Below are 19,322 nucleotides of genomic sequence, written 5' to 3' on the forward strand. Positions count from 1 at the left end.
CTCATCTCACGCTAGGGTTCCAGCGTGAACTTGGACATATCCAGCATTTCCGTCTCACGCCGGACCGTTCTCGGCACAGCCGCCGGCGCCGGCGCACTCGCCGCGCTGGGTAGCGCCACCTCGGCACCTGCGCACGCCGCGCCGGGCCGTACGGCGATCGTCATCGGCACGGGCTTCGGCGGGTCGGTCGCAGCGCTGCGGCTGGGAGAGGCCGGTTTCACGACCACAGTGTTCGAACGTGGCCGCCGCTGGCCGATCCGCCCCGACGGCGATACCTTCGCCGCCTTCTCCAGCCCCGACAAACGCGCCGCCTGGTTCGGCAACAGAGCCGGCGCGAACAGCGCCACGTCCATCCCCGTCGAGCCCTACCCGGGCGTGCTGGACCACGTGGTCGGCAACGGCATCGAGGCGGTCTACGGAGCCGGCGTCGGGGGCGGTTCGCTGGTCTTCGGTTCCTTCACCCCGGTCCCCCGGCGTCAGGACTTCGAGCACATCTTCCCGGCCGCGGCGAACTACTCCGAGCTCCTCTCGACCTACTATCCGCGCGCCAAGAGGACCCTCGGCGTCTCACCGATGCCGGCCGACATCCTCAGGCACCCCAACTATGTCGGGCCCAGGTCCTGGCTGAAGGTGATCGCGCGCTACGGCGCCACCCCGCACTTCTTCGATTTCGCGATCGACTGGGACATCGTGCGCGCCGAGATGGCGGGCCGTAAACGCCCGTCGGTCATCGTCGGCGAGTTGAGCTACGGCGTGAACAGCGGCGCCAAGAAGTCGACCGACCGGACCTACCTCGCCGCCGCCGAGCGGACGGGCAACGTCACCATCAAGCCGATGCACGAGGTCTTCGACATCCGACCGCGCGCACGCCGGGCGGGATTCGTCGTCACCGCCCGGGTCCGCGACGAGCAGGGTCGCACCATCCGGACGGTAACCGCCGAAGCCGATCACCTCTTCATGGCGGCGGGTTCATTCCACACCACCCGCATGCTCGTCGAGGCCCGGGCGAGAGGCACTCTGCCCCGGCTCTCCCCCCGTATCGGCGACGGGTTCGGGACCAATGGCGACTTCCTGACGATCCGCACCAACCCGTCCGACGATTTCGGACTGGTCCAGGGCGGACCGGGGTACGCGCGAATCTACGAGGACCGTCTCACCGAGACGCCGATGTCGATGGTCTATCAGGCCACACCGCTTCCGGCGCCCCTGGGCAAGGCCGGGACCACCCACCTCGTACAGACACACACCGACGAACGCGGCACGGTCGACTTCGACCACGCGAGCCGGACGGCGAAGCTGAACTATCCGTTCCCGGAGGGACGCAACAAGGTCGACCGCCAGGCGGCCGCCTTCGTCGGGAAGTTCCACCAGCGCACCGAGGCACGCCACGGCCGTCCCGCGAACGGCGTCCCGATCTACACCCGCGCCGTCGGATTCGGTTCGGCGGGTACGTACCACGGGCTCGGTGGCGTCGTGATGGGAGACGCGGCATCGATGGACGGGGCGGTCCGCGGTTACGGCAACCTCTACGTCGTCGACGGCTCGTTCGTACCGGGTGCCGTGGGCCTGGTGAACCCGGCGCTGACGATCACGGCACTCGCCGAACGCACGATGGATCGGTTCCTGGCGAACCACTGAGCACAACTCGGGTCGTCCTCACAAGGCAGTGAGATCGGCCGGGAGGCCTAGGGTACTGTGACACACAACACCCCGAACGATCGTTAGATAACGGACGTTCGGGGTGAACGTTCCCTTCGTCTGAGGAGTGCACCCTTGTTCCCTGGAGTCTTCGCCAAGTCCACTCCGGACAAGCCCGCCGTCATCCGTGCCGCCACCGGCGAACAGCTGACCTACCGTCAGCTCGACGAGAACTCGACGCGGCTCGCCAACTACCTGGAGTCGCTGGGTCTCGAGCGCGGCGACACCATTGCGGTGGTGTCCGCCAACGATCTCCATGTCTTCGAGGTGTACTGGGCGGCACTGCGCAGCGGCCTGTACGTGACCGCGGTCAACAGCCACCTCACCGCGGCCGAGACCAACTACATCCTCGACGACTGCAACGCCCAGGTGCTGTTCGCCGGCGCCTCGGTCGCCGACGCCGTCTCGCGGTCGGGCGAGGTCGAGGCCCTCACCGGCACCGGCCGTCGTCTCGTGTGGGGCGGTGACCTCGAGGGCTTCGACAGCTACGACAAGGTCCTGGCCAACGCGTCCGCGGAACCTCGCGCCGATCAGCCGCGCGGTACCGACATGCTCTACTCCTCGGGCACCACCGGCCGCCCCAAGGGCATCAAGACCCCGATGCCCGACGGCCAGGTGGATCAGGTCCCCGACATGTACACAGCCATCTTCGCGCCGATGTACGGGTTCGACGACTCGTCGGTGTATCTGTCCCCCGCTCCCCTGTATCACGCTGCGCCGCTGCGTTATTGCGGCATGACCAACTCGGTCGGCGGCACGGTGGTCATGCTCGACCGCTTCGAGCCGGAGGCCGCACTCGCGGCGATCCAGAACCACAAGGTGACCCACAGCCAGTGGGTACCCACCATGTTCATCCGCATGCTGAAGCTCCCCGAGGAGGTCCGCAACTCATACGACGTCAGCAGCCTCAAGATCGCCGTCCACGCCGCGGCGCCCTGCCCGGTCGAGGTGAAGAAGGCGATGATCGAGTGGTGGGGCCCGGTCATCCACGAGTACTACGCGTCCACCGAGGCCGCCGGCGCCACCTTCATCGGGCCGCAGGAGGCCCTCGACCACCCGGGTTCGGTCGGCAAGCCGCTGCTCGGCGTGGTCCACATCTGCGACGAGGACGGCAAGGAACTCCCGGTCGGCGAGGTCGGACAGGTCTTCTTCGAACGCGAGGACGTCGCCTTCCGGTACCACAACGATCCGGAGAAGACCCGCAAGGCCCAGCACCCGGAACACGAGAACTGGTCCACCACAGGCGATGTGGGCTACGTCGACGACGAGGGCTACCTGTACCTCACCGATCGCAAGGCCTTCATGATCATCTCCGGCGGCGTGAACATCTACCCGCAGGAGGCCGAGAACGTCCTCATCAACCATCCGGCGGTCTTCGACGTCGCGGTGATCGGTGTTCCCGACCCGGATCTCGGTGAGGTCGTCAAGGCGTGTGTCCAGCTCGCCGATGGTCGTGAGCCCTCCGACGAACTGGCCGATGAGCTCATCGCGTTCACCAAGGACAGCATCGCCGCCTACAAGGCACCGCGGTCGGTGGACTTCGTCGACGAGCTGCCGCGCACACCGACCGGCAAGCTGGTCAAGGGCGAACTGCGCAAGAAGTACTGGCCCGCAGGCTAGTTCACGATCCCTCAGGGAGCTGCCGCGCCACCGCTCCCTGAGCCTGGATCCGTGGAGGGGTGTGGGGTGTCGGTGATATAAAAATGCCCTCTGAGCTGGGATGATTGGTGGTGTTGAGACACTAAACATCCCAGCTCAGAAGGCACTTTCAGTGAAAGTATCACACAGCTTCTCGGCCACGTCGGCACTCTTTGACGATGACAATCTGGTGTCGCATGCCGGGTTGGTGCCGGTGATGGAATTGGCTCACTCGACCGGGGTGGCCGCATTGCTGGCCGAACGGGTCGATCTGGGCACCACCCGGGTCGCTTCCGCCGGAGCCAACCTGGAAGCGAAACTGCTGACCGTGATCGCCGGGTTATGTTGCGGCGCTGACAGTATCGACGACCTCGACATCGTCCGGGCCGGTGGGCACACCCGCCTGTTCGACCGCGTATACGCCCCGGCCACGATCGGACAAACCCTGCGGGAGTTCACCCCCGGGCACACCCGACAACTCAACGCCGTGATGACGCGCTCGCTGCCGGCGATGTGTGCCCGGGCAGGATTGTTACCCACCGACGGTGCCCGCGTGTTCCTCGATATCGATTCCCTGCTGCGCCCGGTCTATGGCTACCAGAAGACCGGCGCCTCCTACGGACACGCCAAGATCGCCGGACGTGAACTGCTGCGTCGGGGCCTCTCACCGCTGATCGCCACCCTCAGTGCACCCGAGCACCCACCGGTGATCGCCAACGCCTGGCTGCGCGCCGGGCGCGCCGCCTCCGGCGCCGGAGCAGCAACGATGCTCGCCGAAACCATCGCCACCGCCCGCCGCGCCGGAGCCGCCGGTGAGATCACCGTGCGCGCGGATGCCGCCTACGGGTCGGCCGAGGTGATGGCTACCTGCCAACGCCTGGGCGCCACGTTCTCGCTGGTCCTGCGGACCAACACCGCGATCACCCGCGCAATCACCGCCATCGGCGACGACGCCTGGACACCGGTGTCCTATCCCGGGGCGGTCACCGACCCCGACACCGGCGAGTTGATCTCTGATGCCGAAGTCGCCGAAACCACCTACACGGTCAAACCACTCTCACCGCACCCGATCACCGCCCGACTCATCGTGCGGCGAGTCAAAGCCCATCACCCCGCCGACACCGACACCCTGATGCCGGCCTGGCGGTATCACTCGTTTTTCACCAACACCACCGACGACACCGTTACCGCCGACATCAACCACCGCGGCCACGCCGTCATCGAGACCGTGTTCGCCGACCTCATCGACGGACCGCTGGCGCATCTTCCCTCCGGCGTTTTCGGCGCCAACGCCGCCTGGCTGGCCCTGACCGCCATCAGCCACAACCTCATGCGCACCCTCGCCGCGCTCAGCGCGGCCCCCAGACTACGAGCCGCGCGCGGAGCGACGCTGCGCCGCACGCTCATCGCCGTGCCCGCCCGACTGGCCCGACCAGCACGAACACCCATCCTGCACCTGCCCCGACACTGGCCATCCCAACACGCATTCACCACCCTGTGGGCCGCGGTGAACACCACCTGACCCAACACCCCAACACGCCCACCCACGACCAGGAAACCCAGTGAAAAAGCTGACGCAAGATCAGCGAATACCCGACGCCCACAACACGATCAACCACTCACGCACACCCCACCACCACTCACCCACACCCCTCCACGGATCCAGGCTGAGGGGCGAGCGGAGCGAGCCACGAAGGGTCTGGCGACGTTGTCTCACCAGGCCTTCGTGGCTCGTCGCTTGCGCTCCTCGCACCTCAGGCAGCGAGGATTGTGTCGCGTCTTTCAATCAGCCAGCAAGGGGGTCAGGCGAGCTCGATGATCTCCTGGTACTCGTCGCTCCAGTGGTCCTCGGTGCCGTCGGGCAGGAGGATCACCCGCTGCGGATCGAGTGCCGCGGCGGCGCCGGGGTCGTGGGTCACGAGGACCACGGCCCCGGTGTAGCTGCGCAGGGCGTCGAGCACCTGTTCGCGTGACACCGGATCGAGGTTGTTCGTCGGTTCGTCGAGGAGCAGCACGTTGGCGGCCGACGACACCAGACCGGCCAGGGTGAGACGGGTCTTCTCACCACCGGACAGGGTGCCGGCGGGCTGGTCGAGTTGCGCACCGCTGAACATGAACGCGCCCAACAGTCCCCGCAGGTCCTGCTCACCCGCATCCGGCGCGGCGTGGCGGATGTTCTCCCACACCGTGGCCTGGTCGTCGAGGGTGTCGTGTTCCTGCGCGAAGTAACCGACCTTCAAGCCGTAACCGGGTTCGAGTTGTCCGGTGTCCGGCTTCTCCACGCCCGCAAGCATTTTCAGGAGCGTGGTCTTACCCGCACCGTTGAGTCCGAGGACGACGACGCGACTGCCCTTGTCGATGGCGAGGTCGACGCCGGTGAAGATCTCCAGGGAGCCATAGCTCTTCGACAGTCCCGAGGCCATGAGTGGTGTCTTGCCGCAGGTGGCCGGTTCCGGGAATCGGATCCGCGCGGTGCGATCGGCCACCCGCTCCTCGTCGAGCGAGTCGATCATGCGTTCGGCGCGCTTGAGCATGTTCTGGGCGGCGGTCGCCTTGGTGGCCTTGGCGCCGAGCTTCGCGGCCTGGGCACGCAGTGCGGAGGCCTTCTTCTCGGCGTTGGCGCGTTCGCGGCGGCGACGCTGTTCGTCGGTGGCGCGCGCGTCGAGGTAGCGCTTCCAGCTCATGTTGTAGATGTCGGCCTCGCCGCGTACGGCGTCGAGGAACCACACGCGGTTCACGACGTCGGCGAGCAGCTCGACGTCGTGACTGATCACGACCAACCCGCCCTCGTGGTTCATCAGGAAGCTGCGCAGCCACGCGATCGAATCGGCGTCGAGGTGGTTGGTCGGTTCGTCGAGCAGGAGCGTCGTGTCGGACTTCCCGGAGCCGTCCGAGGCGGCGAACAGGATGCGAGCGAGCTCGATGCGACGACGCTGGCCACCCGAGAGGGTACGCAGCGGCTGGTTCAGCACGCGGTCCGGAAGACCCAGGCTGTTGCAGATGCGGGCAGCCTCGGATTCGGCGATGTAACCGCCGAGGGCGGCGAAGCGCTCCTCGAGACGTCCATAACGGGCGACGGCCTTGTCGCGCAGCTTGTCATCGGCGGCCTCGGCCATCCGCGCCTGCTGCTTCTCCATGTCGCGCAGGATCTCGTCGAGTCCGCGTGCCGACAGAACACGGTCCTTGGCGAGGACCTCCAGATCGCCCTCTTTGGGATCCTGGGGCAGGTAGCCGAGTTCACCCGAGCGCCGGACGGTGCCGGCATAGGGCTCGGTCTCCCCCGCCAGGATGCGCAGAGTCGTGGTCTTGCCGGCGCCGTTGCGGCCCACGAGGCCGATCCGGTCGCCGGGCTGGATACGGAGGGCGTCGCCGGGCGCCGATAACAGGGTCCGAGCGCCCGCTCGTACCTCCAGGTCGGTCGCGGTGATCACGACGGACCAGTCTACCGGCGCGCGTCCACTGGTTTGTCCACGAAAGGGTCGCAGACCACGCCGCGGAGTCGCCCCACGGCGACACGGTGGACCGATACGGTGGCAGACGTGACGCAATCCACAACGATTCCCCAGTCCTCGTTCCCCCAGACGTCCGACCTGACGGGGCGTTCCGCTCTGGTCACCGGCGCCAGCCGGGGCATCGGCGAGGCCATCGCCACCGAGCTCGCCCGACGCGGCGCCTCCGTCGTCATCACGAGCCGTAAGGCGGAGCCGCTCTCCGAGGCCGCCGAGCGTATCCGGGAGGCCGTGCCGTCGGCGGCGGTGACCGCGTTCGCCGCCAACACCGGGGACGCCGACGACCGGGCGGGTGCGGTCGCGGCGGCTGTCGAGCAGGGCGGGGGAATCCACATCCTGGTCAACAACACCGGGATCGCCCCGCTCGCCGGACCACTGATGGACGCCGATCTGGACGCCTACCGCAAGACCTTCGACACCAACGTCGTCGCCGCCCTCGGCTTCGTCCAGGAGGCCTACCGGGCGGGCATAAAGGACACCGGGGGCGCGGTGGTCAACATCTCCTCCGTCGCCGGTCTCCGGTCGACCGGTGTCATCGCGGCCTACGGCACCTCGAAGGCCGCGTTGATCCGTCTCACCGCGGAACTGGCGTGGGAGCTGGGCCCGAACATCCGGGTGAACGCGATCGCGCCCGCGATCGTGCGCACGAAGTTCGCCTCCGGATTGATCGCGGGCGAGAACGAGGCCCGCGCCGCCGCGGCATATCCGATGAAGCGCATCGGCGAACCCGAGGACGTCGCCCGCGCGGTCGCCTTCCTGGCCAGCGACGAGGCGGCCTGGATCACCGGCGAGACCCTCGCCGTGGACGGCGGCACGCTGGCCACGGGCGGCGCCTAGCGAGAAGGAGGCTCTCGCCGGTTCGTGGCAGGATCGAGGGCATGGCCGGCGGAGTGATCGTTCTGGGTGCGGGACCGGCCGGGCGTGCCCTGGCCCATCGGCTGCTCGCCGCCGCGGTACCGGTGACCGTCGTCGACACCCACCCCGACCGCGTCTGGCAGTCCACCTTCGCCTGCTGGTCCGACGAGCTCCCCGACTGGCTCGACCCGGCGGCGTTCGCCGCCCGCCTCGATCGCGTCGGCGTAGCCGGCACCGCTCTCGATGAAGTGGACCGCGGTTACACGGTGTTCGACACCCCCGGTCTGCAACGCTCCCTGACACTCGACGGAGCGGACATCGTCACCGACCGGGTGACCGAGGTCGACGGGGCGCGAGTACATCTCAAGTCCGGTCGGGTCCTGACCGGCGACGTGGTGGTCGACTGCCGGGGGGCGCTCACCCACGAGGCGCCCCGGCAGACCGCCTACGGCATCGTCGTCGACAAGGCCACCGCCGCACCTTTTCTCGAAGACCACGAGGCGCTGCTGATGGACTGGCGCGGCGGAATCGTCGACCGCCGGGCGCTGCCGTCGTTCCTCTATGTGGTGCCGCTCGGCGACGACGAGTACCTCCTGGAGGAGACCTGTCTGGTCGGCCTGCCGGCACTTGGTCTCGACGAGTTGAAGCGTCGGCTCGACGTCCGGCTCGGCGGGCTTCCGTCGGGTGTCCGCCGGGCCGAACGGGTGGCGTTCCCGATGACGGGGTCGTCGCCGCAGCCGTGGCGGGATCCGACGTTCCGGTTCGGTGCCGCAGGCGGTTTCAAGAATCCGACAACCGGCTACAGCGTCGCCTACTCACTGATGTGCGTCGACGACGTCGTCGCCGCGCTGGCCGCGGGGCGGGACCCGATGCCCGAGCTGTGGCCTGCCTCGGCACGCGCCGTCCACAATCTCCGTCTGCGCGGACTCAGCGTCCTGTTGCGACTCAGCCCCACCCAGACGATCGCGTTCTTCGAGGCGTTCTTCGCGATGCCGATCGAAGCGCAGCGCAGCTACCTCAGCCGGCGCGACGACCTGACCGGGACGATGGGCGCGATGACCCGGGTCATCCGGGCCGTCGACATGCGCACGCGGGCCGTCGTGGCCCGCGGGGCCATGTCCACGCCGGACTGGGCGGGGGACGTCGGCCCTGCGCCGATTCGGTAAATCTGCGACGCTCGACGGCCTTTACCGCAGTCCAGCACCACCCCGGATGCAGAACCTGCAGGGTCCGGTCGCCGCCGAAAACATCCGAAGCGTGACTCAAAGTTCGGCGGTCGACCTCGTGGGGACGAAGTTGAAGGCGACACCCACGTTGCTCGTGTTGGTGGGATCAGGCCCCGCACCAGGTGTGGTCCTCCGCGCCCGCGGTATGTCGCGAGGGGCCGCCGAGACCGAAGGCGCGTCCTGCCAATCCGGACTGGCCGCCTGGAGTTCGAGGACGATCTCGATGAGACGTTGTTCATCCCAAGCTCGCCCTCCGATCTGCACGCCGAACGGGAGTCCCGTCGTTGCAGAACGACCGGCCGGCGTACAGATGACAGGTGTGCCGGCAAGGTTGGCCCACTGGACGTCTCCGGTGTTGCCGCCGAAGACCGACACCCCCGCCACCTCGATTCGCTTCGCCCCGTCCACCGTCGAGCCGGGTACGACTACAGCGTCGAGATCGTCAGCAGCGAACATCCTGTTGAACTCGTGTTGATATCGAAGCCTATTTCGCGCAGCTGTGAGGTAGTCGATCGATGGAATACCGAGCGCCGCGGCGGCCGCGGCGACAGTCGCGGCGTTGTCGGCGCGGTAGCTTGATATCCGGTCGGCGAACTGCCGGTGGTAGCTGCCCATCTCGGCTAGATCACCGGTCAACAGCGACGGAGCAGGGGTCGGAAACGACACGTCGACGACTCGACCACCCATGCGCCGGATGAGGTCGAGATAACGATCGAACAGCTCGGCGAGGGCCGGGGGGAGGGATTCCGCCTTGCGCCGCGCGACGCCGAATCGAAAACCGGCCAAAGGCGATCGACCGCCCCTGGCGACCAAGGGGTAACCCTCGGCCGGTGCAGGTGGAGCGACGCCGGTGATGGGATCGTTCGGGTCGGCGCCGACCATTTGATCGAGCAAGAGTGCGGCGTCGGCGACGCTGCGCCCCATCGGCCCGACGTGGTCACGGGTCCAGACCAACGGGATCACCCCGTAGGCGCTGCACCGACCGAATGTCGGTTTGATCGCAGTGACACCGCACGCGCTGGCCGGCAACCGCAGCGAGCCGCCCGTGTCGGTGCCAGTCGAAAGCGGGACGAACCGTGCAGCGAGAACAGCCGCGCTCCCTCCGGACGACCCGCCAGGCGAGTATTCCGGGTCCCACGGGTTCCCCACCTGCTCAGTGGCGATAACCATAGCGAACTCATCTGTGTGCGCGTGCCCCATCAGCACAATGCCGGATTCTCGAAGTTTGGCCCATACAGTGGAATCTCCAGCCGCGACATTCCCCTTGAGCACCCTGCTCGAGGCCGTGAGGGGTAGGCCCGCGACCGCGAAAACGTCCTTGAGAGCCACCGGGATGCCACACACGGGAGGCGCTTCACCATGGCTACTTCGACCTTTGGCGGAGAGACGTCGGGCCGCGGCATCCGCGGCCGAGTAAGCCATCTCCGGGTAGATCCGAACCCAGCCGCCGATCTGTCCGTCCAGAGCCCCACTACGAGCGAGACAGGCGTCGAGCAGCTCTCTCGGATGCAGTCGGCCCGACTGCAGCAAGCTCGCCGCCTCAACGGCGCTGAGCAGCGCCGGATCGGTGGCCGTGATAGACGCAGGCGGGGGTAGACGACGTGCTGCTGTGCGGACGCTGCCCCCGGGTAGGCCCGCCGCCGTCCCACCCACACCCATCGCGGCCACCCCGGTGGCGCCGATGGCGGCTGCCCCCAGGAAACCTCTTCTGGTCAGTCCGCTCGAGACGACAACGGACTCGTCCATACCGGAGCCTCTTTCGATCTTGGCCTGATTCGCGATCCGCGATACCGAACACTTCGGAGCCGCGCCGGGGATTACCACGGCACGGACCGGCGTAAACATCGGGCGCTTCGGCGGGCACGGCGGGATCGCGACGTCAGACCATCGGCTGGGAACCGCACATCCCTGCTCAGCACCAGAGACGGTCAGCGCCGTCGGGCGCGCCACTGCCGGACCATGTCGTCGATGTCGATGGTGTGGGCGACGACGCTGTGCGGCATCGCGATCCGACGTGGCGCCAGGTGTGCTTCTCGTACACGCCGATTGAAGTCGGTGAGGATGTCGCGGACTGCGGTCTCGTCGGCGATGTCGCGCAGCGACTCCGGGAAATCCTGTGCCTCCCGGCGCAATTGGAGCGGCGCCGGGAGGAGGGCCGAGGAATCCAGGTTCTCGTCACGGATCTTGCGCTTGACCCACCAATCGGGGTCGTCGCTGTCCGACAGGTCGAGCGGTTTGCCGGCACCCGGCAGGTCGTCGAACTCGCCGCGTTCGGCCGCCTCGCGGATCATCCGCTCGACGCGTGATTCGAACCGGTTCACATCTTCGGTTCTACTCCCCCCGCACCGGAGACGCTCAGCCCGCGATGCGGGCGATCAGATTCGTCCGATTGCCGCACTCGGTCTTCCGGAGGGTCGACTTCACGTGGACGTGCACCGTGTGCTCGGAGACGGACACCGCGGCGGCGATCGACCTGTTGTCCATACCTGCGCAGACACGGCCGAGCACCTCCCGCTCTCGACTGGTCAGGCCGGTCACACGGGCGAAGAGATCCAGTCGGTCGGTGAAACCGCTGCGCTCGATCGTGACAGCGATGTCGCGACCGGTGGGCGGTCGCTCCCCACTCATCCGGTCGGCCTCCAAGGTCAGCCAGCCGTAGTGCTCGAGAAACACCCTCGCGCGCGGCGACGCTGCGTCGACGCCCCTCTCGCGGGCCACGAGCTGCGCCGCCACGTTGTAGGCGGCCGCCGGGATCGCCGGTACGTCCGGGATACGCCCGTCCGGTCCTGCATCGGGCGGATTGAGTCGGAAGAGCCGCGATCCCGCCCCTGCTGTCTGTCCCCGAAGTCGCAGGTGCTCATCCAGCACCACGACGGCGGGTCCGGTGGAGTCCGCCGGGCGGACGGGCTCGGTGAAGTGCCCGGCCTGGCGAGAGCGGAGGGCGGCCGTGACCGGCGGAGCGATCTGCGACATCCGGTCGAGGTCGTCGGCGGGGAACGGCATAACCCCGAAACGCCAGAGATCCAGCCAGCCCCAACACCCGAACCGGTCGACGAAGACCACCGTCGCCACGTCGCAGACTCCGAATTCCGCCAGCACATCCCGCCACGGGTACGACGCCGCGGTCTCGCGATGCCCGGCCCGGGACCACGACGTGGCCGGGACCCGGTGTCCCCGGAGGGAGGTCCAGCGTGTGCTTGTCGTGAGGTACCGGGCGCGGATCAGATCGGGCAGACGAGGCATCGGGACACCCGGCAGCGTCGCCAGCGGAGAGGTTCCGACCGCGGTGGTGGGGTCGGTCAGAAGCCACACGTGGCCGTCGAACCCGACCGCCTCCCCGAGGTCACCGAGTACCGCCAGCCGGAGGCTCTCCATCCAGGCGCCACGCGCGCAGGAGCGCTCGACCCGACTCAGGAGATCGACGCCCATGGGTCAAGGCTAGGCCCGGAAATCCCCCGTGGCGGGGATGTACGCACGGACCCGTTCGCTCGTACGGTCGACGAGTCCACTCACGAGAAAGGGGAACACCATGTATCAGCTCCGGATCACCGAAACCATTCCCGACTTCGACGCCTGGCGGCGCGCATTCGACGGCTTCGAACGGGTAGGTGCCGAGAACGGGGTCGTCGGTTATCGGGTGATGCGCAGCGTCGCAGACCCGACCGAGGTCACGATCGAACTCGATTTCGCCGACATCGTCCACACCAGGGCCTATGTCGGAATCCTCGAGAAGATCTGGTCCACCGCCGGTTCACGCCGAGTCAGCGACGCGCACAGCATGCCCACCGTTCACGAGGTGATCGTCGCCAAAGCGATCGATCCGGCCGCCCCGGCGGCGGTCGGATCGATGTAGCGCAGCGTTCTAGACGGTGAATCCGAGCGCGCGCAGCTGCTCCCGGCCGTCGTCGGTGATCTTGTCCGGGCCCCACGGCGGCAGCCAGACCCAGTTGATCTCGAGGTCGGTACACAGACCGCTGCCGACCAGGGCGCCGCGCGACTGATCCTCGATGACGTCGGTCAGCGGACACGCCGCCGACGTGAGGGTCATGTCGATCTTCGCGACGGCCTCGTCGGTCACCTCGATGCCGTAGACGAGTCCGAGGTCGACGACGTTGATCCCCAGCTCGGGGTCGACGACGTCGCGCATCGCCTCTTCCACGTCTTCGAGGGCCGGCAGCGAGGTCGCCGGGGCGGCCGGAGTGCCGGCGGCGGTGGTGTCCGTCGCGGTCGGGTTCTCGGTGGCTGTCTCGTCACTCATGCTGACTCCGCTTCTTTCTCGTGGCTGTCGGTGTCGTGGCTGTCCACCGTCTGGGAGAGAGCGTCCTTGAACGCCATCCAGCCGAGGAGGGCGCACTTCACGCGCGCCGGGTACTTGCTGACGCCGGTGAAGGCGATGCCGTCACCGATGACGTCCTCATCGCCCGGATCCTTACCGCGGGAGGTCATCATCGCGTTGAACGACTCGACGGTGGCGAGAGCCTCGCCGACCGACTGCCCGACGATCAGGTCGTACAGCACCGACGTCGAGGCCTGGGAGATCGAGCATCCCTGCCCGTCGTAGGACACGTCGTCGATCGTGGTGCCGTCCGCGGAGACGGCGACGCGCAGGGTCACCTCGTCGCCGCACGTCGGATTGACGTGGTGCACCTCGGTGCCGAACGGCTCGCGCAGTCCCCGACCGTGCGGATGTTTGTAGTGGTCCAGGATCACTTCCTGGTACATCTGCTCCATACGCATGCTCAGTTCACCCCGAAGAACTTCTGCGCCTTGACGATTGCTGCGGCCAGCGCGTCGACCTCGGCAAGCGTGTTGTAGGCGGCGAACGATGCGCGCGCGGTCGCGGCCACTCCGAACCGGCGGTGCAGCGGCCATGCGCAGTGATGGCCGACGCGGATGGCGACACCCTCGTCGTCGAGGATCTGCCCGAGGTCGTGGGCATGGATGCCGTCGACGAGGAAGGACACCGCTCCCCCGCGGTTCTCCGCGGTGGCCGGCCCGATGATGCGCAGACCGTCGATCTCGCCGAGCCGCGTGAGCGCGTACTCGACGAGTGCATGCTCATGGGCGGCAACGGCTTCCATACCGATGGTCTGCAGGTAGCGCACCGCGGCACCGAGGCCCACGACCTGCGAGGTCATCGGCACACCGGCCTCGAAACGCTGCGGCGGCGCCGCGTAGGTCGACGCCTCCATCGTGACGGTCTCGATCATCGATCCACCGGTGATGAACGGCGGCAACGCCTCCAGGAGTTCACTCTTGCCGTACAGCGCGCCGACACCACTCGGGCCGAACATCTTGTGCCCGGAGAAGGCGGCGAAATCGACGTCCAGCGCGGTGAAGTCGACCGGCATGTGCGGCACCGACTGGCACGCGTCGAGGACGACGAGCGCGCCGACGGCCCGCGCACGGGAGACGAGTTCGGGGACATCGGCGACCGCACCGGTGACGTTCGACTGATGGGTGAACGCGATGACCTTCACCGACTCGTCGAGGGTCAGCGAGTCCACGTCGATCCGACCGTCGTCGGTCACGCCGTACCAGCGCAGTGTCGCGCCGGTCCGACGGCAGAGTTCCTGCCATGAAACCAGATTCGCGTGATGCTCGAGTTCGGTGATCACCACCGTGTCGCCGGGACCGAGTGCCGAACCGCCGAGAACCGACGCCGAGCGCGGGTCACCGAGCGTGTAGGTCACCAGGTTGAGCGCCTCGGTGGCGTTCTTGGTGAAGACGAGCTGGTCCGACGACGCCCCGACGAACCCGGCGATGACCTCGCGCGCGTCCTCATAGGCCTCGGTGGCCTCTTCGGCGAGCTGGTGGGCTCCCCGGTGCACCGCGGCATTGTGGTGGGTCAGGAAGTACCGCTCGGCGTCGAGCACCTGGACGGGACGTTGCGAGGTGGCCCCGGAGTCGAGGTACACCAACGGCTTCTCGTCACGAACGGTGCGCGACAGGATCGGGAAGTCCGCGCGCAGCGCCTCGACGTCGAGAGCGGCTGCCGCAGTTGTTGTCTCAGGTGAGAGTGTCACGTGCGTGCACCTCCAGGGGTGTTGGTTCAGCCGGCCTTGGCCGCCGAGGTGAAGCGCTCGTAACCGTTCTCCTCGAGCACATCGGCCAGCTCCGGGCCGCCGGACTCGACGACGCGTCCGTTGACGAAGACGTGGACGTAGTCGGGCTTGATGTAGCGGAGGATGCGTGTGTAGTGCGTGATCAGCAGGACGCCGCCGTTGTCGCGTTCCTTGTACCGGTTGACACCCTCGCTGACGACTCGGAGCGCGTCGACGTCGAGGCCCGAGTCGGTCTCGTCGAGGATGGCGATCTTCGGCTTGAGCAGGTCGAGCTGGAGGATCTCGTGGCGCTTCTTCTCACCACCGGAGAAGCCCTCGTTGACGCTCCGCTCGGAGAACGACGGGTCGATCTCGAGAGCGGTCATCGCCTCCTTGGTCTCCTTGACCCAGTGACGCAGCTTCGGTGCCTCGCCGCGGACGGCGGTGGCGGCGGTGCGCAGGAAGTTCGACATCGAGACGCCGGGCACCTCGACCGGATACTGCATGGCCAGGAACAGGCCTGCACGAGCACGCTCGTCGACGCTCATCTCCAGGACGTTCTCGCCGTCGAGGGTGATCGAACCGGAGGTGACCTCGTACTTGGGGTGGCCGGCGATCGCGTAGGAGAGCGTCGACTTGCCCGAACCGTTGGGGCCCATGATCGCGTGCGTCTCACCGGACTTCACGGTCAGGTCGACACCCTTGAGGATGTGGATGGGCTCGGCGTCGGCGTCGGTCTGGGCGACATCGACGTGCAGGTCACGGATTTCCAGTGTGGTCATGTTCTGAGTTCTCTCTAACAGGCTGTGGGAGGTTTGAGTCAGGCGCGGACGCTGGTCAGGCGCCGGAGAGTTCGAGCTCGCGCTCGACGGCGGCGGACAGACGCTCGCGGAGCTCGGGCACACCGATCTTGGCGATCACCTCGCCGAAGAATCCGCGGATGACCAGACGGCGCGCCTGATCCTCGGGGATGCCGCGAGCCTGCAGGTAGAACAGCTGCTCGTCGTCGAAACGTCCGGTGGCACTGGCGTGGCCGGCACCGACGATCTCACCGGTCTCGATCTCGAGGTTCGGCACCGAGTCGGCGCGGGCGTTGTCGGTGAGCACCAGGTTGCGGTTGAGCTCGAAGGTGTCGGTTCCCTCGGCCTCGGCGCGGATCAGCACGTCGCCGATCCAGACGGTGTGCGCCTCACGCGACCGGTCGCCGGTCGTATCGCCCTGCAGCGCACCCTTGTACACCACGTTCGAGCGACAATTGGGCTGGCTGTGGTCGACGAGCAGACGCTGCTCGAGATGCTGTCCGGCGTCGGCGAAGTACAGACCCCACATCTCGACGTCGCCGCCCGGCGCGTCGTAGTGGACGATCGGCGAGAGCCGAACGAGGTTGCCGCCGAAGCTGACCGCGAAGTGGCGGACCACGGCGTCGCGGCCGGTGCGCACGTGATGGGTGACGACGTGCACGGCATCGTCATCCCAGTCGTGGACGTTGACGACGGTGAGCGCGGCACTGTCGCCGACGACGAACTCGACGTTCTCGGCGAAGGTTCCGCCGCCCTTCTGGTCCAGCACCACGACGGCGCGGGCGAAGGGCTCTAGCCTGACCTGGGTGTGACCGAAGGCGGTCTCGCCCTCACCGGGTCCGGTGATCGTGATGGTGACCGGCTCGGACAGCTCGACCTCGCGGCCGACGGTGACGACCGTGGCCTGGGTGAACGACGAGTACGCCTGTGCGGCAACCCGGTCGAAGGGCACGCCGCCCTGGCCGAGGCGCTCGTCCTCGCGACCCACGGTCTCCACCGTGACGCCGTCGGCGACTCCGGAAACATCCACGGTGGCCTCGCCGGTCCGCTGCGCGGAACCGTCGTGCAGACCGCGCAGTCGGCGGAACGGGGTGAAGCGCCAGGCCTCTTCGCGAGGGCTGGGCACCTCGAAGGCGTTGACGTCGAACGAGGTGAACAGTTCACCCTTGTTGACGACAGGCGAATGCGATCCCGGTGTCGAAACCGGGAGTGTCGGATCGGCCATCAGCCGACGGCTCCTTCCATCTGAAGCTCGATCAGGCGGTTGAGCTCGAGCGCGTATTCCATCGGGAGTTCCTTGGCGATCGGCTCGACGAAGCCGCGGACCACCATGGCCATCGCCTCGTCCTCGGTCAGACCACGGCTCATCAGGTAGAAGAGCTGATCGTCGCTGACCTTCGAGACGGTCGCCTCGTGCCCCATCGTCACGTCGTCCTCGCGGATGTCGACGTAGGGGTAGGTATCACTGCGGGAGATGGTGTCGACCAGCAGCGCATCGCATTTCACCGTCGAACGGCTGCCGTGCGCTCCGTTGTTGACCTTGATCAGGCCGCGGTAGGAAGCGCGGCCACCACCGCGGGCCACCGACTTCGAGATGATGTTGCTCGAGGTGTTCGGTGCGAGGTGGACCATCTTGGAGCCGGTGTCCTGGTGCTGGCCGGGGCCGGCGAAGGCGACCGAGAGGACCTCGCCCTTCGCGTGTTCACCGGTCAGCCAGACCGCCGGGTACTTCATGGTGACCTTCGAGCCGATGTTGCCGTCGACCCACTCCATGGTGGCGCCGGCCTCGGCCTTGGCGCGCTTGGTCACCAGGTTGTAGACGTTGTTCGACCAGTTCTGGATGGTCGTGTAGCGGCAGCGGCCGCCCTTCTTCACGATGATCTCGACGACCGCGGAGTGCAGCGAGTCGGTCTTGTAGATCGGCGCGGTACAACCCTCGACGTAGTGCACGTAAGCACCCTCGTCGACGATGATCAGCGTGCGCTCGAACTGACCCATGTTCTCGGTGTTGATCCGGAAGTAGGCCTGGAGCGGGATGTCGACGTGGACGCCGGGCGGGACGTAGATGAACGAGCCACCGGACCAGACCGCGGTGTTCAGCGCGGAGAACTTGTTGTCGCCGGCCGGGATGACCGAACCGAAGTACTCCTGGAAGATCTCCGGGTGCTCCTTGAGCGCGGTGTCGGTGTCGAGGAAGATCACGCCCTGCTTCTCGAGATCCTCACGGATCGAGTGGTACACGACCTCGGACTCGTACTGGGCGGCGACACCGGAGACCAGGCGCTGCTTCTCCGCCTCGGGGATTCCGAGCTTGTCGTAGGTGTTTTTGATGTCCTCGGGCAGGTCTTCCCACGTGGCGGCCTGCTTCTCGCTGGACCGCACGAAGTACTTGATGTTGTCGAAGTCGATGCCCTCGAGTCCGGCGCCCCAGTGCGGCATCGGCTTCTTGTCGAAGATCTTCAGTGCCTTGAGTCGCTGCTCGAGCATCCACTCGGGTTCGCTCTTCTTGGCCGAGATGTCGGCGACGACCGCCGGGGACAGTCCGCGCCTGGCGCTGGCGCCGGCCACGTCGGAGTCGGCCCAGCCGTAGCCGTACTTGCCGAGCGCGGCAATCGTCTCTTCCTGCGTGAGGGGAGCCGGGGCGGTCGGCGTGGTGGCGGCCGGATCGGTGACGGTCATCGCGTGGCCTTTCGGGTTGTCGTGGGCAGTGTCTGTGAGGTTCCGTGCCGGGGAGACGGTGGAGCCTCCGGCGGCGGGTGGATCGGCACGTGGGTGGTGCAGGCGCAGTCACCGTTGGCGATGGTGGCCAGGCGCTGCACATGCGTGCCGAGCAGCTCGGTGAAGACCGCGGTCTCGGCCTCACAGAGTTCGGGGAACTCGGTGGCGACGTGCGCCACCGGGCAGTGGTGCTGGCAGATCTGGATGCCGTTGCCGACCTGCCGGGTGTTGGTCGCGTATCCCGCGCTGGTCAACGCGTCGGCGATCTCCTCGACCGTGTCGGAGACCGTGAACGGGTCGGCGCTCGGCGACACGTCGGCGACGATCCGTTCGACACGTTCCCGCGCGAACTCGGCGACGGCGTCGTGGCCACCGAGGTCACGGAGCTTGCGCATCGCGGCACCGGCGAGGTCGTCGTAGGCGTGGCGCATCTTGCCGCGCCCCTCCGCCGTGAGCTGGAACCACTTCGCCGGTCGACCGCGTGCACGACCGCGACGCTGACCGAACCCGGTCGAGGCGACCTCGATGTCCCCGGCACTGGTGAGCGCGTCGAGGTGACGACGCACTCCGGCGGCGGAGATACCGAGGCGCTCACCGATCTCGCTCGCGGTCAGCGGGCCGTCCTCGACGAGCAGGTTCACCACCGCATCACGCGTCTGACCATCGTGGTGCGCATCGGCACCGAGGGGCGCGCGAGTGGTTGCCGTACCAGCGGAGGGCACGGCATCGCCGCCGCCCGAGGGCAGCACAACATCGTTCCGCATGGTTTTCACAACACGAGTGTGACGTAATTGATTCCGCCCTGCCAGCAAGGGTGCCCTTAGCGCTGCGTCC

At 67.4% G+C, this 19,322-nt stretch carries 17 protein-coding genes; 6 read left to right on the top strand and 11 right to left on the bottom strand.

All coding sequences use genetic code 11. The annotated features are described in order from the left end of the window. Positions 1–24 precede the first annotated feature (24 nt). From GKZ92_RS12075 to GKZ92_RS12085, 3 genes are all read left to right on the top strand, one after another. Complete coding sequence (locus GKZ92_RS12075) at positions 25–1,638, top strand: GMC oxidoreductase (RefSeq protein WP_042376255.1); 1,614 nt, start codon at positions 25–27, stop codon at positions 1,636–1,638. A 135-nt stretch (positions 1,639–1,773) separates the two neighbouring features. After that, on the top strand, positions 1,774–3,318 hold the full coding sequence (locus GKZ92_RS12080) for an AMP-binding protein (protein WP_006360454.1): 1,545 nt from the start codon (positions 1,774–1,776) through the stop codon (positions 3,316–3,318). Between the two features lie 151 nt (positions 3,319–3,469). Then, positions 3,470–4,858: an IS1380-like element ISGosp1 family transposase gene (locus GKZ92_RS12085; RefSeq protein ID WP_006360329.1), complete on the top strand. Its 1,389-nt coding sequence runs from the start codon at positions 3,470–3,472 to the stop codon at positions 4,856–4,858. A gap of 280 nt (positions 4,859–5,138) precedes the next feature. Here GKZ92_RS12085 and GKZ92_RS12090 read toward each other — a convergent pair whose 3' ends face one another. Beyond that, entirely contained in the window at positions 5,139–6,767 is a 1,629-nt protein-coding gene (locus GKZ92_RS12090; RefSeq protein ID WP_006357257.1) for an ABC-F family ATP-binding cassette domain-containing protein, read from the bottom strand. Between the two features lie 99 nt (positions 6,768–6,866). On the opposite strand from GKZ92_RS12090, the gene GKZ92_RS12095 reads away from it, so the two are divergent. Together GKZ92_RS12095 and GKZ92_RS12100 are read left to right on the top strand one after the other, a co-directional pair. Continuing rightward, complete coding sequence (locus GKZ92_RS12095) at positions 6,867–7,682, top strand: SDR family oxidoreductase (RefSeq protein ID WP_155225306.1); 816 nt, start codon at positions 6,867–6,869, stop codon at positions 7,680–7,682. 41 nt (positions 7,683–7,723) lie between these two features. After that, positions 7,724–8,866 (top strand): lycopene cyclase family protein, encoded by a 1,143-nt coding sequence (locus GKZ92_RS12100; protein ID WP_075863274.1) that lies wholly within the window; start codon positions 7,724–7,726, stop codon positions 8,864–8,866. 96 nt (positions 8,867–8,962) lie between these two features. Here the strand turns inward: GKZ92_RS12100 and GKZ92_RS12105 are convergent, their stop codons facing one another. The 3 genes from GKZ92_RS12105 to GKZ92_RS12115 all read right to left on the bottom strand — a co-directional run bounded on the left by GKZ92_RS12105 (position 8,963) and on the right by GKZ92_RS12115 (position 12,355). After that, positions 8,963–10,672, bottom strand: a complete 1,710-nt coding sequence (locus tag GKZ92_RS12105; protein ID WP_155225307.1) for an amidase — start codon at positions 10,670–10,672, stop codon at positions 8,963–8,965. 182 nt (positions 10,673–10,854) lie between these two features. Further along, complete coding sequence (locus GKZ92_RS12110) at positions 10,855–11,217, bottom strand: J-domain-containing protein (RefSeq protein WP_187346508.1); 363 nt, start codon at positions 11,215–11,217, stop codon at positions 10,855–10,857. A 64-nt stretch (positions 11,218–11,281) separates the two neighbouring features. Then, the gene (locus tag GKZ92_RS12115; protein ID WP_052362808.1) at positions 11,282–12,355 is read right to left on the bottom strand and encodes a helix-turn-helix transcriptional regulator; all 1,074 of its coding nucleotides are present in this window, start codon (positions 12,353–12,355) and stop codon (positions 11,282–11,284) included. 100 nt (positions 12,356–12,455) lie between these two features. Between GKZ92_RS12115 and GKZ92_RS12120 the strand changes: the two genes are divergently transcribed. Next, on the top strand, positions 12,456–12,779 hold the full coding sequence (locus tag GKZ92_RS12120) for a hypothetical protein (RefSeq protein ID WP_042378043.1): 324 nt from the start codon (positions 12,456–12,458) through the stop codon (positions 12,777–12,779). Positions 12,780–12,788: 9 nt separating this feature from the next. Here GKZ92_RS12120 and GKZ92_RS12125 read toward each other — a convergent pair whose 3' ends face one another. Genes GKZ92_RS12125 through GKZ92_RS12155 form a run of 7 tightly spaced genes read right to left on the bottom strand, consistent with a single transcriptional unit; the run spans position 12,789 to position 19,252 of the window. Continuing rightward, positions 12,789–13,184 (bottom strand): metal-sulfur cluster assembly factor, encoded by a 396-nt coding sequence (locus tag GKZ92_RS12125; protein ID WP_006357252.1) that lies wholly within the window; start codon positions 13,182–13,184, stop codon positions 12,789–12,791. After that, positions 13,181–13,663 (bottom strand): Fe-S cluster assembly sulfur transfer protein SufU, encoded by a 483-nt coding sequence (sufU, locus tag GKZ92_RS12130; protein WP_006357251.1) that lies wholly within the window; start codon positions 13,661–13,663, stop codon positions 13,181–13,183. The genes GKZ92_RS12125 and sufU overlap by 4 nt, the downstream gene beginning before the upstream one ends. Positions 13,664–13,665: 2 nt before the next feature. Further along, a complete protein-coding gene (locus tag GKZ92_RS12135) occupies positions 13,666–14,952 on the bottom strand; it encodes a cysteine desulfurase (protein ID WP_155225308.1) in 1,287 nt (428 codons plus the stop codon). Positions 14,953–14,978: 26 nt separating this feature from the next. Next, a complete protein-coding gene (gene sufC / locus GKZ92_RS12140; protein WP_006357249.1) occupies positions 14,979–15,752 on the bottom strand; it encodes a Fe-S cluster assembly ATPase SufC in 774 nt (257 codons plus the stop codon). 55 nt (positions 15,753–15,807) lie between these two features. After that, the gene (sufD, locus tag GKZ92_RS12145) at positions 15,808–16,995 is read right to left on the bottom strand and encodes a Fe-S cluster assembly protein SufD (RefSeq protein ID WP_035751527.1); all 1,188 of its coding nucleotides are present in this window, start codon (positions 16,993–16,995) and stop codon (positions 15,808–15,810) included. Then, positions 16,995–18,449, bottom strand: a complete 1,455-nt coding sequence (gene sufB, locus GKZ92_RS12150) for a Fe-S cluster assembly protein SufB (RefSeq protein ID WP_035751525.1) — start codon at positions 18,447–18,449, stop codon at positions 16,995–16,997. Before sufB ends, sufD begins: the two co-directional genes overlap by 1 nt. After that, positions 18,446–19,252: a helix-turn-helix transcriptional regulator gene (locus tag GKZ92_RS12155; protein WP_042378037.1), complete on the bottom strand. Its 807-nt coding sequence runs from the start codon at positions 19,250–19,252 to the stop codon at positions 18,446–18,448. Before GKZ92_RS12155 ends, sufB begins: the two co-directional genes overlap by 4 nt. Between the last annotated feature and the right edge of the window lie 70 nt (positions 19,253–19,322).

This window comes from Gordonia sp. 135, from assembly GCF_009720185.1.
In the GTDB taxonomy this organism is placed as follows: domain Bacteria; phylum Actinomycetota; class Actinomycetes; order Mycobacteriales; family Mycobacteriaceae; genus Gordonia; species Gordonia alkanivorans.

Coding starts and splice junctions, on each gene's coding strand:
- GKZ92_RS12100 (WP_075863274.1), top strand. CDS start 7,724: ATGGCCGGCGGAGTGATCGTTCTGGGTGCGGGACCGGCCGGGCGTGCC.
- GKZ92_RS12105 (WP_155225307.1), bottom strand. CDS start 10,672: ATGGACGAGTCCGTTGTCGTCTCGAGCGGACTGACCAGAAGAGGTTTC.
- GKZ92_RS12110 (WP_187346508.1), bottom strand. CDS start 11,217: ATGATCCGCGAGGCGGCCGAACGCGGCGAGTTCGACGACCTGCCGGGT.
- GKZ92_RS12115 (WP_052362808.1), bottom strand. CDS start 12,355: ATGGGCGTCGATCTCCTGAGTCGGGTCGAGCGCTCCTGCGCGCGTGGC.
- GKZ92_RS12120 (WP_042378043.1), top strand. CDS start 12,456: ATGTATCAGCTCCGGATCACCGAAACCATTCCCGACTTCGACGCCTGG.
- GKZ92_RS12125 (WP_006357252.1), bottom strand. CDS start 13,184: ATGAGTGACGAGACAGCCACCGAGAACCCGACCGCGACGGACACCACC.
- sufU (WP_006357251.1), bottom strand. CDS start 13,663: ATGCGTATGGAGCAGATGTACCAGGAAGTGATCCTGGACCACTACAAA.
- sufC (WP_006357249.1), bottom strand. CDS start 15,752: ATGACCACACTGGAAATCCGTGACCTGCACGTCGATGTCGCCCAGACC.
- sufD (WP_035751527.1), bottom strand. CDS start 16,995: ATGGCCGATCCGACACTCCCGGTTTCGACACCGGGATCGCATTCGCCT.
- sufB (WP_035751525.1), bottom strand. CDS start 18,449: ATGACCGTCACCGATCCGGCCGCCACCACGCCGACCGCCCCGGCTCCC.
- GKZ92_RS12155 (WP_042378037.1), bottom strand. CDS start 19,252: ATGCGGAACGATGTTGTGCTGCCCTCGGGCGGCGGCGATGCCGTGCCC.